General features: G+C 73.5%; 12 protein-coding genes, 1 tRNA gene and 1 pseudogene. 11 read left to right on the top strand and 3 right to left on the bottom strand.

Annotated elements, in window-relative coordinates:
* The first annotated feature begins 134 nt into the window (after window positions 1–134).
* The 5 genes from ACIQGV_RS04610 (at window position 135) to ACIQGV_RS04590 (ending at window position 3,446) form a co-directional block, all read left to right on the top strand.
* Complete coding sequence (locus tag ACIQGV_RS04610; RefSeq protein ID WP_402491033.1) at window positions 135–572, top strand: DUF5949 family protein; 438 nt, start codon at window positions 135–137, stop codon at window positions 570–572.
* Window positions 573–577: 5 nt separating this feature from the next.
* On the top strand, window positions 578–1,186 hold the full coding sequence (locus tag ACIQGV_RS04605) for a vitamin K epoxide reductase family protein (protein WP_402490386.1): 609 nt from the start codon (window positions 578–580) through the stop codon (window positions 1,184–1,186).
* Window positions 1,187–1,295: 109 nt separating this feature from the next.
* The gene (locus ACIQGV_RS04600) at window positions 1,296–1,811 is read left to right on the top strand and encodes a hypothetical protein (RefSeq protein WP_402490384.1); all 516 of its coding nucleotides are present in this window, start codon (window positions 1,296–1,298) and stop codon (window positions 1,809–1,811) included.
* A gap of 269 nt (window positions 1,812–2,080) precedes the next feature.
* Window positions 2,081–2,596 carry a tyrosinase family oxidase copper chaperone gene (locus ACIQGV_RS04595; RefSeq protein ID WP_402490382.1) on the top strand — a complete coding sequence of 172 codons (516 nt, stop codon included), beginning with the start codon at window positions 2,081–2,083 and terminating at the stop codon, window positions 2,594–2,596.
* Window positions 2,580–3,446: a tyrosinase family protein gene (locus tag ACIQGV_RS04590; protein ID WP_402490379.1), complete on the top strand. Its 867-nt coding sequence runs from the start codon at window positions 2,580–2,582 to the stop codon at window positions 3,444–3,446. The genes ACIQGV_RS04595 and ACIQGV_RS04590 overlap by 17 nt, the downstream gene beginning before the upstream one ends.
* 65 nt (window positions 3,447–3,511) lie before the next feature.
* Here the strand turns inward: ACIQGV_RS04590 and ACIQGV_RS04585 are convergent, their stop codons facing one another.
* Complete coding sequence (locus tag ACIQGV_RS04585) at window positions 3,512–3,787, bottom strand: chaplin (protein ID WP_402490376.1); 276 nt, start codon at window positions 3,785–3,787, stop codon at window positions 3,512–3,514.
* A gap of 195 nt (window positions 3,788–3,982) precedes the next feature.
* On the opposite strand from ACIQGV_RS04585, the gene ACIQGV_RS04580 reads away from it, so the two are divergent.
* Window positions 3,983–4,552, top strand: coding sequence for a DUF2087 domain-containing protein (locus ACIQGV_RS04580; protein ID WP_402490373.1), 570 nt, complete (start codon window positions 3,983–3,985; stop codon window positions 4,550–4,552).
* 63 nt (window positions 4,553–4,615) lie between these two features.
* On the opposite strand, the gene ACIQGV_RS04575 is transcribed toward ACIQGV_RS04580, so the two are convergent.
* A tRNA-Arg gene (locus tag ACIQGV_RS04575) sits at window positions 4,616–4,688 on the bottom strand.
* A 319-nt stretch (window positions 4,689–5,007) separates the two neighbouring features.
* Between ACIQGV_RS04575 and ACIQGV_RS04570 the strand changes: the two genes are divergently transcribed.
* From ACIQGV_RS04570 to ACIQGV_RS04555, 4 genes are all read left to right on the top strand, one after another.
* Window positions 5,008–6,615, top strand: coding sequence for a dynamin family protein (locus tag ACIQGV_RS04570; protein ID WP_402490370.1), 1,608 nt, complete (start codon window positions 5,008–5,010; stop codon window positions 6,613–6,615).
* A gap of 3 nt (window positions 6,616–6,618) precedes the next feature.
* Window positions 6,619–8,751 carry a GTPase gene (locus tag ACIQGV_RS04565; RefSeq protein ID WP_402490368.1) on the top strand — a complete coding sequence of 711 codons (2,133 nt, stop codon included), beginning with the start codon at window positions 6,619–6,621 and terminating at the stop codon, window positions 8,749–8,751.
* A gap of 345 nt (window positions 8,752–9,096) precedes the next feature.
* Entirely contained in the window at window positions 9,097–9,600 is a 504-nt protein-coding gene (locus ACIQGV_RS04560; RefSeq protein ID WP_402490365.1) for a single-stranded DNA-binding protein, read from the top strand.
* A 265-nt stretch (window positions 9,601–9,865) separates the two neighbouring features.
* On the top strand, window positions 9,866–11,284 hold the full coding sequence (locus ACIQGV_RS04555) for a TQXA domain-containing protein (protein WP_402490362.1): 1,419 nt from the start codon (window positions 9,866–9,868) through the stop codon (window positions 11,282–11,284).
* A 42-nt stretch (window positions 11,285–11,326) separates the two neighbouring features.
* Here the strand turns inward: ACIQGV_RS04555 and ACIQGV_RS04550 are convergent.
* Window positions 11,327–11,870, bottom strand: a pseudogene (locus tag ACIQGV_RS04550) (hypothetical protein).
* A 169-nt stretch (window positions 11,871–12,039) separates the two neighbouring features.
* Between ACIQGV_RS04550 and ettA the strand changes: the two are divergent.
* Window positions 12,040–13,704 carry an energy-dependent translational throttle protein EttA gene (gene ettA, locus ACIQGV_RS04545; RefSeq protein ID WP_402490360.1) on the top strand — a complete coding sequence of 555 codons (1,665 nt, stop codon included), beginning with the start codon at window positions 12,040–12,042 and terminating at the stop codon, window positions 13,702–13,704.
* The last annotated feature ends 4 nt before the right edge of the window (window positions 13,705–13,708 follow it).

The raw sequence follows: 13,708 nt of genomic DNA, 5'->3' as shown, positions 1-13,708 counted from the left end.
TGGAGCACGCGGAAAGGGTCCCCCGGGCGGGTGAGAACGCGCCGGGCGGCGTTCGGACCCGCCGATATGGTCGCGCGGTGACCACAACCCCCAGCACAGCCTTCCGCCCCGCCGGTTTCGGCACGCTCGTCGTGATGACCTGGAGCGGTGAGTCCCCCGACGGCGGCGACATGCCCTACCTGCTCGCCTACACCCTCGGTGACGGACCCGACGGCCCCGAGGCGACCAGCGCCGCCGTCGAGCGGCTGCTCGCCGACCGGAACCTGCCCGTGGGCGGCGACGTCGTCGACGGCACTGCCCAGCCGAGCCTGCCCGTCAGCCTCCTCGTCGAGGCCGGCCAGGCCGTCCTCACCATGCCGCCCCTGACCGCCCAGTGCCCGGCGCCCCCGGAGTGGCTCGCCGCCGTCGGTGAACGCGGCTACGCCTACCTGGTGTTCACCACCCGGCCCTGGCCCGAGGCCGAGCCGGGCAAGCCGGTCGAGCCCGAGGCGCTGGCCGCGTTCGCGGGCGCCGACGCCACCCTGACCGCCGCCGCGCACATCGTCCTGCCCGCGCGCAGCCTGCGCGCCTGACCGGCGTGAGCGCCACCGCGGGACCGCGGGCGGGCGGCTCCGCGGGCAGCTCCCGTGCCTTCGCCCTGCTGCTGGTGATCGCCGGAGCGGCGGGGCTGCTGGCCTCCTGGGTCATCACCCTCGACAAGTTCAAGCTCCTGGAGGATCCCGGCTTCACCCCGGGATGCAGCCTGAACCCGGTCGTGTCCTGCGGCAGCGTCATGGAGAGCGACCAGGCCGAGGCATTCGGGTTCCCCAACCCGATGCTCGGTCTGGTCACCTACGCCGTCGTCGTCTGCGTCGGAGCCGGCCTGCTCGCGGGCGCCGCCTTTCCCCGCTGGTACTGGCTGACCTTTCTCGCGGGCTGTCTGTTCGGCGTCGGCTTCGTCACCTGGCTCCAGTTCCAGTCGCTGTACCGGATCAACGCGCTGTGTCTGTGGTGCTGTCTGGCGTGGATCGCCACCGTCGTCCTGTTCTGGTACGTCCTCTCGTTCACCGTCCGCCGGGGTCTCCTGCCCGCGCCGGGCCGGGCGAGGGCCTTCCTCGACGAGTTCACCTGGGTTCCGCCGGTGCTGCATCTGGGGGTGATCGGCATGCTGGTGCTGACGCGCTGGTGGGACTTCTGGACAAGCTGATCAGTCGTACTACTAAGGCTGCCGGGGGAATTGTCGGCTGTCGGCGCGCCCGGAGTCGTTACGAGGTACGGACGTTGGAAAGCCCACCCGGAAAGGGACCGTGCCTGACATGAAGCCGACCACCAGAGGAACCCTCGCCGCCGTTCTCGCCGGAGTGGCGGCCGCCGTCGGCGCCGCCGCGACTCCCGCCGCCGCGGCCGGCACGGTCCCCGTCCCCGTGCCGCTGGAGGGCGCCGAGAGCTCCCTGGGCCTGGAGCTGCCCGAGGTCGGCGGGGAGGTGCCCGTGCCGATGCCGGGCGATCCGGCGGGGCCGCGGCACGTGGAGGGCCGGCTGCTGCCCGAGCGGGCCGTGCCGCAACTGCCGGTCAGCGGCGGACTGCCCGGCCTCGGCCTGCACGCGCCGCTGCCGCACGTCCTCGGTGAGGGCTTCGACCACCTCGCCGTCGACGCCCCCGCGTCCGGCCTGCGGACCCTGGCCCCCGGCCTGACCCTGGACGCCCCGCTGACCCCGCCGAACCCGGACGCCTTCGGTCTGCCCGGCCTCAAGCTGCCCGAGGCCGGCGTCCTCACCCCGGTCCTCCAGACCGTCCCGGGAGCGGACCTGGGCCTGGACGACGGCAGGTAACCCGTACGGGCACGGCCGTACGAGCCAGGTCGTACGGGTACGGCCGTACGGATACGGCCGTGCCGGCGCGGACGGACGGCGGCGGAGAGTCCACGGGGGAAGGGGCGGGCGACGGCGGCTGTGCACCGGGGTCCGGACGGAGTGCCCGGTCCGGGCCCGCGGGGTCGGCGGGCCGTTCCTCGGAGGGGCGTACCGACGGTGACCGGTCGGGGTCGCCGGCGGTTAGCCGGTACGGAAGCGAGCGGACCGAACCGGACGAGGAGAACGCGATGGTCGTTGATGTCGGCGGAGTGGCGGTCGGGCCGGACCAGGGACCCACGAGACCCGTGGGCCCGCCCGGTCCCGCACCGGCGAGCGGCACGCGCCGCGACGTGATGCGCGGGCTGCTCGCCTCGGCGGGCGCCCTGGCGCTCGCCCCGGTGGTCGCGGCCTCCCGGCCCGTGCACCGGGAGCGGCCGGACGACGCCCGCCCCGGCGGCGAGGCGTTCGACGAGGTCTACCAGGGCCATCACATCCGGGGCGTCAGGAACCTGCCCGGGCGCACCTTCGGCGACGGCGAGTGGCATGTCACCGTCGACGGCCGCCCGCTGCACCTGATGCGCCGCGCGGACGGCACCTGGTTGACCATGGTCGACCACTACGCGTCCTACCCCACCCCGCTGGAGGCCGCCCGCGCGGCGGTCGACGAACTCGGCCCGGTCCAGAAGCTGCGCGAGGCGGCGGGCCGCTCCGCCGGCACGGGGCACCACACCCATGAGGGGGGACACCATGGCGTACGTCCGTAAGGACGTCAGCACCCTGACGAGCACCGAGCGGCGCCGGTTCGTCAAGGCGATGCTGGAGATCAAACGGCGCGGCGAGTACGACGAGTTCGTGCGGATGCACATCGAGCACTACGTCGCCGACGGGGAGGGCGGACTGCGCACGGCCCACATGACGCCGTCCTTCCTGCCCTGGCACCGCCAGTTCCTGATCGAGCTGGAGAAGGCGCTGCGGCGCGTCGACGCGTCGGTGTCGCTGCCGTACTGGGACTGGACGCGCGACCGCACGGCGTCGTCGGCGCCCTGGACGGCCGACCTGCTCGGCGGCAACGGCCGCAGCCGGGACCGGCAGGTGACGACGGGGCCGTTCGCCTACCGGACGGGCAACTGGACGCTCAAGGAGGGTGTGACCGACGGGAAGTTCCTCACCCGCGACCTGGGCCGCGCTCGCGACCCGATCGCCCTGCCCACCAGGAGCGATCTGGAGGGGGCGCTGAGCGACCCGGTGTACGACGTCTCGCCCTGGGACTCCACGGCCGCGCGGGGTTTCCGCAACAAGCTGGAGGGCTGGGGGAGCGGCCGGGGCAGTGCCGCCTGGCGCACCCACAACCGGGTGCACCGCTGGGTCGGCGGGGCGATGGTCGGCGGGGCCTCCGTCAACGACCCGGTGTTCTGGCTGCATCACGCCTTCGTCGACCTCCAGTGGCAGCGCTGGCAGCGACGGCACAGCGTGCACCGTTATCTGCCGGCCCGCCCGCCGGCCGCGGGCCACGCCCAGCACGGACGGGTCGTCGCCCGCAACCAGAAGCTGCCGCCATGGAACCTGACGCCGGACCAGCTGGAGGACGTCAGCCGGATCTACCGGTACGCGTGAGGCGTGCCGGGACGGACGAGAGCCCCGGCGCTCGGAGTGCCGGGGCTCTCGTGTGTGCGCGGGCGTCAGCCGCCGTAGCCGCCGTTGTGGTGGTGGTGACCGTCGATGTTGGCGCAGGTGTTGCCGAACGCCGGGTTGAGCAGGCCGACCACGTTGACCGTGTTGCCGCACAGGTTGACCGGGACGTGCACGGGGACCTGGACGAGGTTGCCCGACAGCACACCCGGCGAACCGACGGCCTCGCCCTGGGCGCCCGAGTCCGCCAGGGCCATGCCGGCGCCGCCGAGGACCACGGCACCCGTGCCGAGAGCGACTCCGGCCGCCTTAGCGATGCGAGACATCACGTTCTCCTTCTTGACTCGATGAGCGCGACGACGGGGCTCGCCGCCGCACTTCCCGTTCAACGCGGGCGGTGTGGGCGGGTCACGGCGCAGAAGGATGGATCACTCGTTCTGAACAGAGTCCGGGGTGGCGGGGCGGGAGCGGGCCGCGAAATTCGCTCCGTCGCGGCGAAAGCCCTCGACTAGCCTCGCGGGATGACGACGACGAGTGCACGGACGGCACCGGACGTGACCGGGGCCCGGCTTGCCGGGCTGCTGGCGGAGGAGAGCCGGGCGCGGGCCTTCGCGGCCGTGGTGCTCGGGGCGGCGAGCCCCGAGGAGGTCGCGGAGCGGGCCGGGCTGACCGCGAAGGGGGCCGCGGGCGCGCTGCTGCGGCTGTGCGAACAGGGCGCGGTGACGACCGGCGAGGACGGCGCCCTCGGCGTCGGCTACGGCCTCTTCCGCGAACTGGCCCGCGTGGGACGCCCCGAGCCCGCCGCCGCCCCGCGGACGGGCGACGACCGCACCGACATGGTCCTGCGCACCTTCGTGCGCGACGGACGGCTGCTCAGGCTGCCCGCCCAGTGGGGCCGCAAGAAACTGGTCCTGCGGTACATCGCCGAGCAGACCTTCGTCCCGGACGTCGACTACCCGGAGCGCGTGGTCGACGGCAAACTCCGCGCCTGGTGCGAGAACGGGGACGTCGACCATGTGACGCTACGGCGATATCTGGTCGATCTTCAGCACCTGGACCGCAGCGAGGGCGTCTACAGGCGCTCGGCCTGAGCGCGACGCGCATCCGGCCGGAAAAGAACAGGACCAGCGTTTCCGCTGGTCGGATGTGGTGGGCGCCCCCGGCAGGACTCGAACCTGCGGCCAAGCGCTTAGAAGGCGCCTGCTCTATCCACTGAGCTACGGGGGCCGGTGCGGTGGCCTCTGTCCGGGGGCCCCGGCGGGGCTGATCCCTGACATCGCCGGGGACAAGGATAGGGCTCCCCGATCCATGTCCCTGTCGCCTCGCCTCCGTGGCTCGATGTGGAGGTTCGGTGAAGCGGTCCTGATAATCGCAGGCAGTTACGAATCGTGCATCGCTTTTGACGTCCGGCGCCACTGGTGTTGTGCACTCGTTATGCCTGGCCTCGGCCGATGTCCCGGTCGCACCTTCCGTCCCTTGTGTCCTGTCGGCGCGCAGAGATGCCTATATGCTTCAGAATTCCCCTGAAATTGGGCATTCTTCGCATGTGGTGACCTTGGACGTACGGCCTCAACTGCTCGACGCACTTTCCGCGCTGCGCGACCGTGTCGCCGCCGCACGCTTCCCGCTGCCCCTGGCGGGGGCCCCACGCGCGCGTGCCAACCGCGACGACCTGCTCGCGCAGCTGGACGACTATCTGGTGCCCAGGCTCAGAGATCCCGAAGCACCCCTGCTGGCCGTCGTGGGCGGATCCACCGGGGCGGGCAAGTCGACCCTCGTCAACTCCCTGGTGGGGCGCCGCGTCAGCGAGGCCGGAGTGCTGCGGCCGACCACCCGCACACCGGTGCTGGTGTGCCATCCGGAGGATCACCACTGGTTCAGCGGGATGCGCGTGCTGCCCGACCTCACCCGTATGTGGGTGCCCCAGCAGGAGCCGGGCGACGACCTGCTGCTGCCCGGCGGGCATCCCGCGCGCGTGCTGCGCGTCGAGACCGCGGACACCCTCCCGCGCGGCCTGGCCCTGCTGGACGCGCCCGACGTCGACTCCCTCGTCGCCGACAACCGGGTCCTGGCCGCCGAGCTGATCTGCGCGGCCGACATCTGGATCATGGTCACCACGGCCACCCGCTACGCCGACGCCGTGCCCTGGCACCTGCTGCGCACCGCCAAGGAGTACGACGCCACGCTGGTGACCGTGCTCGACCGGGTGCCCCATCAGGTCGTCTCCGAGGTGTCCCGGCAGTACGGCGCCCTGCTCACCAAGGCGGGCCTCGGCGAGGTGCCCCGCTTCACCGTCCCCGAGCTGCCCGAGTCGGCCTGGGGCGGCGGGCTGCTGCCCGCCACCGCGGTGGCCCAGCTGCGCACCTGGCTCGTGCACCACACCCAGGACGCCGCCGCCCGCGAGCACGCCATGGCCCGCACGGCGTACGGCGTCCTCGACTCGCTCAGGTCCCGCATGCCCGAGCTGGCCGGTGCCGCCGCCGCGCAGCACGCGGCCGCGCTCCGGCTCACCGCGGCCGTCGAGACGGCCTACGACAGCGAGCACGCGCGCGTGCGCGGCCGGCTGCAGTCGGGAGCGGTCCTCGCCGGCGGCGCGCTGAAGCGGTGGCGGGCCTTCCCCCTCGACTGCACCGCGCGGGAGCTGGTGGACGCCCTCGTCGACAGCCTGAGCGCCCTGCTGCTGTGCGCCGTCACCGCCGCCGACGAACGCGTCGACGACACCTGGCGGCGCGAACCCGCCGCGCTCGCTCCCGAGCTCCAGTCCCGCGACCCGGAGCTGGAGGGCGCCGAGCACCGCATCGGCCTGGCCGTACGGCGCTGGCGGCGCGAGCTGGAGGAGTACGCCGAGGAGGAGGTCCGCGAGCTCGACCGGGGGCAGGCCCCCGACCCCGAGGCGATCGCCGCACTGGTCGCCGTCGTGCTGCTCGGCGGCCGCCGGGCGCGCTCCGCGGGCGAGGGCCTCGCCGAACGGCTCGGGGCGCACGGGGCGCTGCGGCTGCGGGACCGGGGCGGCCGGCTGCTCGCCGAGTCCGTCGACCGTGTGCTGCACACCGAACGCGAGCGGCGTCTCGCCCCCCTCGACGGGCTCGACGTCCACCCCGGGCCCCAGGCCGAGCTCATCGCCGCGCTGTCCGTACTGCAGAAGGAGAGGTGACCGGTGACCGCCGTCACTGACCAGGATCACGAGCGTGACCACACGGGGAACCGGCAGAGCGCGCGGGCCGCGGAGGACACCGGCGCGGTGACGGGCTCCGGGGATTTCCGGGATTCCAGGGATTCCGGAGGTTCCAGGGATTCCGGAGGTTCCAGGGATTCCGGGGAACGCGGGGGTCTCGTGGGTTCTGGGGGTTCTGGGGGTTCTGCGGGGTCCATGGGTTCCGCCGCCTCCGGGGGTTCCTCGGGCGGGGACGGGCGGCTGTCCGGCGGTGCCGCCGCCGAGGCGTCCGATGCCTCCGCCCCGTCCGCCCCGCTCGTAGGCCCCGCGGAGCCGTCCGGGGACGGGCGCGCGCCCGTGGACGGTGCCGTGGCGTCACGTCGTACGGGCGGCGAAGCGGGCGACGGCCACGGCCACGGCGACGACGCCGGTCGGGGTGAGGACGCGGGTGCCTGGGACGACGGGCTGATCGCGCGGCGGGTGAACGAGGGCGAGCAGGCGGCCGCGACGGCGGAGAGCCGGACGGCCGTCCCGCAGACCGCGGCCCCGCTGGCCTACGACGGGGCACTGCGGTCGCGGCTGGACGCCCTGCGCGAGCTGGTGGGACTCTCCCGCGCCCGGCTCGACAGCCGCACGCTCGCCGAGGCGGGCCGGGTCCTGGACGAGGCGGCGGCACGGCGCAGGCTCTCCGGAGAGCACACGGTCGTGGCCATCGCGGGTGCCACCGGCAGCGGCAAGTCCCAGCTGTTCAACGCGCTCGCCGGGGTGACCATCTCGGAGACCGGGGTGCGCAGGCCCACCACGTCCGCGCCCATCGCGTGCAGCTGGAGCGACGGGGCGGGGGCCCTCATCGACCGTCTCGGCATCCCGGGGCGCCTGCGCCGGAGGCCGGTGCAGAGCCCGGAGGCGGAGGCCCAGCTGCACGGGCTCGTCCTGGTGGACCTGCCCGACCTCGACTCGGCGGCCGTGCAGCACCGTGAGCAGGCCGAGCGGGTCCTGGCGCTGGTGGACGCCGTCGTCTGGGTCGTGGACCCGGAGAAGTACGCCGACGCGGTCCTGCACGAGCGCTATCTGCGGCCGATGGCCGGACACGCGGAGGTCATGTTCGTCGTCCTCAACCAGGTCGACCGGCTGCCCGGCGAGGCCACCGAGCAGGTCCTCGACGATCTGCGCAGACTGCTGGACGAGGACGGGATCGCCCTCGGCGAGTACGGCGAACCCGGCGCGCACGTGCTCGCGCTGTCCGCGCTGACCGGGGACGGGCTCGGTGAACTGCGCGAGTCGCTCGGCCGGTTCGTCGCCGAGCGCGGCGCCCCCGCCCGGCGGGTCGCGGCCGATCTGGACGCGGCCGCGGCCGGACTGCGGCCCGTGTACGCCACCGGCCGGACGGCCGGGCTCAGCGAGGAGGCGCGCGAGGAGTTCGCCGCCCGGCTCGCCGACGCCGTGGGCGCGGGGGCGGCGGGCGAGGCGGCCGAGCGCGCCTGGCTGCGCAACGCCAACCGGGCGTGCGGGACGCCCTGGCTGCGGCTGTGGCGCTGGTACCAGGGCCGGATCGAATCCCCCACGGGACGGCTGTCGTTGCGCGACCAGGCCGACGAGGAGGCCACCGCCCGGCAGCGCGTGGAGCAGGCGGTGCGGATCGTGGCCGACCGGGCCGCGGCCGGGCTGCCCGCGGCGTGGGCGCAGGCCGTCCGGGAGGCGGCGGCGCGGGGTGCCCACGGGCTGCCCGAGGCGCTCGACGAACTCGGTGCCCGGGCGGCCCTGCCGACGGGCCGGCCGCCGCGCCCCGGCTGGTGGCCGGTGGCCGTGCTGGCCCAGGCCGCGATGACGATCCTCCAGGTCGTCGGCGGGCTGTGGCTGCTCGGCCAGATCATCGGCGTGATGTCCCCGAACCTGGGGGTGCCGGTGCTGCTGATGGTGCTCGGCATCGTCGGGGGCCCGCTGGTGGAGTGGGGCTGCCGGATGGCCGCCCGGGGACCCGCCCGGCGCTACGGGCAGGACGCGGAACGCCGTCTGCGGGAGGCGGCCGCGGGGTGCGGGAGGGCGCGGGTGCTGGACCCGGTGGCGGCCGAGCTGCTGCGGTACCGGGAGGTGCGGGAGCAGTACGGGAGGGTGCTGGGGGTGGGGGTGGGCTGACGCCCGGGGCGCCGACGCCCGGGGTGCCGGGCGGACGGGTGCCGGGCGGACGGGTGCCGGGTGGACGGGGGTGTGACCAGGGGTCTCGCGCGAACAGGCGTGAGGCCCCTTTCCGGATCGGGAGCCCCTTGTCCCGGGTCGGGGCGTTCGCGGGCGACCCCGTGGGCGACCCCGTGGGGCCGGGCGGGTCGCCCGAGCGGGTGGCGGGGTTCTCCACAGGGCGCTCGACGGTCCACAGGGCGCGGTGCGGACGGACGGGGCGCGGCAGTCTGGGCGCAGCCGTACGGGGCGGGCCCGTACGGGAGTCCGCCCGGCGGTCGAGGCCGGGCACGGGAGGGGTTCGCGATGAACGAGACGATGATCTGCGCGGTCGGCCGGGTGGCGACGCAGCCGGTGTACCGGGAGCTGGCGGCGGGCGCGTCGGCGCGGTTCCGGCTGGCGGTGACCGCGCGCTACTGGGACCGCGAGAAGAGCGCGTGGACGGACGGGCACACCAACTTCTTCACGGTGTGGGCCAACCGCCAGCTGGCCACCAACGCCGCCGCCTCGCTGGGCGTGGGCGACCCCGTCGTCGTCCAGGGCCGGCTGAAGGTGCGCCAGGACGTGCGGGACGGGCAGAACTGGACGTCCGCCGACATCGACGCGGTGGCGATCGGCCACGACCTGGCACGGGGCACGTCGGCCTTCCGGCGGGGCGGCGCCAGGGCGGAGGCGGGCGAGTCCGGCGGGGACCGGCAGGGGCCGGAGCCCGACTGGGAGACGCCGACGGGTGACACGGCGGCCGCGTCGGCCGGGGCCGACGGCGGGCCGGAGCCTCAACCGGATCCCGGCACGGCATCGGTGACGTGACATCAGGCCGACGGGGGAGAAGCTGTGGCCGGCCGGGGAACTCGCGGTGAAGGAACCGGTGGATTTGTCGATGAGCCCTGCTCGCGGGCCGGTTCGGGCGATAACGATTGCGATTCGGATCGATCATCCGACGATATGACGGGGCGGGTGCGGTGTGCCGCCTCCCTAGGATGCCGGGGTAACTCTCGGGGCTTCTGGTGCTGCTGGTGGGTCCCCGTCCGGCCTGATCCGTCGCAACCGGTCCTGCTCGAAGGGGAATCGTGTGATGACTTCGCTCTCCGTGCCGGTCGCGGTGACCGCCCGTCGGCGGGGCCCGGCACGCCTGGCCGCCACGACGCTGGCGTCCGGGCTCGTCGTGGCCGCTGTGCTGGCCGGTGCGGGTCCGGCCGCCGCCGACTCGGGGGCGCGCGAGCAGGGCGGGGCGGTCGCCACCATGGACGGCCTGGAGACCTACGGCACGGCCGTCGTCCACGCCGAGGGCGGGGACCAGGAGGTCCCGGCGGGCCTGTTCGAGATGTCCGTCGAGGGCGGCGGCACCCTGCAGACGTACTGCGTCGACCTGTACAGCCCGGCGCAGCGGGAGGCCCGGTACCGCGAGACGTCCTGGAGCGGCACCTCGCTGGGCGGCAACAAGGACGCCGGACGGATCGGCTGGATCCTGCGGAACTCCTATCCGCAGGTGAACGACCTTGCGGCGCTGGCCCGCCGGGCGGGCATCAGCGGTGGCCTGACCGAGCAGGACGCGGCGGCGGGCACCCAGGTGGCGATCTGGCGCTGGTCCGACGGGGCCGACGTGGAGGCGCTCGACCCGCAGGCCGAACGCCTCGCCGACTACCTCCAGAAGAGCGCCCGCTCCCTGCCGGAGCCCCGCGCCTCGCTGACCCTGGAGCCGCCCGCGGTCTCCGGGCACCCCGGCGAGCTGCTCGGCCCGGTGACCGTGCGGACCAACGCGCAGGGTGTGACGCTGACGCCGCCGGCGGAGGCGGTGGCGAGCGGGGTGCGGATCGTCGGCAAGGACGGCAAGGACGTCACCGAGGCCGGAAACGGCACCCAGCTGTTCTTCGACGTGCCCGAGGACGCGGCGGACGGCTCCGCCGAGCTGACCGTGCAGGCGTCCACCACCGTCCCGGTCGGGCGGGCCTTCGCCGCCGACAGCCGCAGCCAGACGCAGATCCTGGCCGGCTCCAGCGAGTCGACCGTGTCGGCCACGGCGAGCGCGGTCTGGGCGCGGTCCGGGGCGATACCGGCGCTCTCGGCGCGGGAGAACTGCGCCGAGGACGCGGTGGACATCGCCGTGCGGAACCCGGGCGACGAGCCGTTCGTCTTCGAGCTGCTGGGCATCGAGCACAGCATCCCCGCCGGGGCCTCGCAGACGGTGACCGTCCCGCTCCGGGAGGACCAGGCGTACGACTTCACGATCACGGCCCCGAGCGGCCCGGCCTGGCGTTTCACCGGTGTCCTCGACTGCCGCACCAAGGGCGACACCACGGCCGACGAGCGCCCCCAGCTGATGACCGGCCCGAGCCCGGCCACCGTCGGCGGCGTCCCGGCCGACGTCAACCTCGCCGAGACGGGCGGTTCCGACACCACGCCCCTGATCGGCGGCGCGGCCATCGCCCTGGTCCTGATCGGCGGCACGGTTCTTCTCCTGCTCCGCGACCGCCACCCCGCCCCCCGCGACTGACGCCGTCCCCTGCCCGCGGCACGGCGGGGCCGGTGCCCCGGGTCACCAGGGCGGCAGGGCGCGGAGCCGGTCGGCCGGCTGCGAGAAGCCGGTGTCCCGGAGACCTTCGGCCGGGTCCGTGCGGTGGAGCAGGGCCGGGCCGGGGTGGGCGGCTGCGACCCGCTGACGGTCCATGGCACCGATCCCGTCGTCCACCCGGACGAACGGCCGCCCGCCCGGCCGGCCGCCCGGCCGCCCGCTCGACCGGCGGGCGGGTCTTCCGGTGCAGGCCGTGCGGACCTTCCCCGGCTTCGGTGTCCGGCCACCGCAGGACGGGCAGCTCCGGGAGCCCGAGGCGGGGGGCGATGATCTCGTTCGCCTCGTCCTGCCAGGTCGCGGCCCGTACGAGGTCGCAGCCCAGAGCCAGAAGACGTGCCCCGATGCCCGGGTCCAGCCGTGCCGGCAGAGGGTTCCCGTGATCGCCGGCCGCCGGGACGCGGTCCGCCGACGGCGACCCGAGCTACCCGAGCTACCCGAGCGGCACGAGCGGCACGAGCGGACCGTCGACGTCGAGGAAGAGAAGAGGCCGCTTCGCCGCCCTGATCATGGCTGCACGGCGGCCCGGTTCGGTGCCGCCCGGGATGCACCTTTCGCCGGCTGCGGGAAAGCGCAGGTCACAGCCCCCCAGCCATACGTATTTCCCCCCAGGGGTAGCCGTCCGGCAAGATGGGGTGTATCTGCCCACTGCCAGATTTCAAGCTGCCGGACGGTTTCCTTTGGCTGAGTACATCTACACCATGCGCAAGACGCGCAAGGCACACGGCGACAAGGTCATCCTTGACGACGTAACCCTGAGCTTCCTGCCCGGCGCGAAGATCGGTGTGGTCGGACCGAACGGTGCCGGTAAGTCCACCGTTCTGAAGATCATGGCGGGGCTGGAGCAGCCCTCCAACGGCGATGCCTTCCTGTCGCCCGGGTACAGCGTGGGGATGCTCCTCCAGGAGCCTCCGCTCGACGAGTCCAAGACCGTTCTCGAGAACGTCCAGGACGGCGCCGCCGAGGTCATGGGCAAGCTCAAGCGCTTCAACGAGGTCGCCGAGCTGATGGCGACCGACTACTCGGACGCGCTCATGGACGAGATGGGCAAGCTCCAGGAGGACCTCGACCACGCCAACGCGTGGGACCTGGACACCCAGCTGGAGCAGGCCATGGACGCCCTGGGCTGCCCGCCCGGCGACTGGCCGGTCACCAACCTCTCCGGTGGTGAGCGCCGCCGCGTGGCCCTGTGCAAGCTCCTGCTGGAGGCCCCCGACCTGCTGCTGCTCGACGAGCCCACCAACCACCTGGACGCCGAGTCCGTGCAGTGGCTGGAGCAGCACCTGGCCAAGTACCCCGGCACCGTCGTCGCGGTCACCCACGACCGGTACTTCCTCGACAACGTCGCCCAGTGGATCCTGGAGCTCGACCGCGGCCGCGCCATTCCGTACGAGGGCAACTACTCCACGTACCTCGACAACAAGGCATCCCGCCTGAAGGTCGAGGGCCAGAAGGACGCCAAGCGCGCCAAGCGGCTCAAGGAAGAGCTGGAGTGGGTGCGGTCCAACGCCAAGGGGCGTCAGGCCAAGTCCAAGGCGCGTCTCGCGCGCTACGAGGAGATGGCGGCCGAGGCCGACAAGATGCGGAAGCTGGACTTCGAGGAGATCCAGATCCCGCCGGGCCCGCGTCTGGGCTCCATCGTCGTCGAGGTCAACAACCTCTCCAAGGCATTCGGCGACAAGGTCCTCATCGACGACTTGAGCTTCACGCTGCCGCGCAACGGCATCGTGGGCGTCATCGGCCCGAACGGCGCCGGCAAGACCACCCTGTTCAAGATGATCCAGGGTCTGGAGACCCCCGACTCCGGCTCCATCAAGGTCGGCGAGACCGTCAAGATCTCGTACGTCGACCAGAGCCGCGAGAACATCGACCCGAAGAAGACGCTGTGGGCCGTCGTCTCCGACGAGCTGGACTACATCAACGTCGGCCAGGTCGAGATGCCGAGCCGCGCGTACGTCTCCGCCTTCGGGTTCAAGGGCCCGGACCAGCAGAAGCCGGCCGGTGTGCTCTCCGGCGGTGAGCGCAACCGCCTGAACCTCGCGCTGACCCTCAAGCAGGGCGGCAACCTGCTGCTCCTCGACGAGCCCACCAACGACCTCGACGTCGAGACGCTGTCCTCGCTCGAGAACGCGCTGCTGGAGTTCCCGGGTGCGGCCGTGGTCGTCTCCCACGACCGCTGGTTCCTGGACCGGGTCGCGACCCACATCCTCGCGTACGAGGGTGAGTCCAAGTGGTTCTGGTTCGAGGGCAACTTCGAGTCGTACGAGAAGAACAAGATCGAGCGGCTCGGCCCGGACGCGGCGCGCCCGCACCGCGCCACCTACAAGAAGCTGACCCGGGGCTGATCTC

The organism is Streptomyces sp. NPDC093094, from assembly GCF_044754345.1.
Classification (GTDB): domain Bacteria; phylum Actinomycetota; class Actinomycetes; order Streptomycetales; family Streptomycetaceae; genus Streptomyces.
Note: the sequence above shows the minus strand (reverse complement) of the source record. Positions and strands in the feature narration are given on the sequence as shown.

Excerpts from the sequence above, each read along its gene's own strand:
- ACIQGV_RS04610 (WP_402491033.1), top strand. The coding sequence starts at position 135 with ATGACCTGGAGCGGTGAGTCCCCCGACGGCGGCGACATGCCCTACCTG.
- ACIQGV_RS04600 (WP_402490384.1), top strand. The coding sequence starts at position 1,296 with ATGAAGCCGACCACCAGAGGAACCCTCGCCGCCGTTCTCGCCGGAGTG.
- ACIQGV_RS04595 (WP_402490382.1), top strand. The coding sequence starts at position 2,081 with ATGGTCGTTGATGTCGGCGGAGTGGCGGTCGGGCCGGACCAGGGACCC.
- ACIQGV_RS04590 (WP_402490379.1), top strand. The coding sequence starts at position 2,580 with ATGGCGTACGTCCGTAAGGACGTCAGCACCCTGACGAGCACCGAGCGG.
- ACIQGV_RS04585 (WP_402490376.1), bottom strand. The coding sequence starts at position 3,787 with ATGTCTCGCATCGCTAAGGCGGCCGGAGTCGCTCTCGGCACGGGTGCC.
- ACIQGV_RS04580 (WP_402490373.1), top strand. The coding sequence starts at position 3,983 with ATGACGACGACGAGTGCACGGACGGCACCGGACGTGACCGGGGCCCGG.
- ACIQGV_RS04560 (WP_402490365.1), top strand. The coding sequence starts at position 9,097 with ATGAACGAGACGATGATCTGCGCGGTCGGCCGGGTGGCGACGCAGCCG.
- ACIQGV_RS04555 (WP_402490362.1), top strand. The coding sequence starts at position 9,866 with ATGACTTCGCTCTCCGTGCCGGTCGCGGTGACCGCCCGTCGGCGGGGC.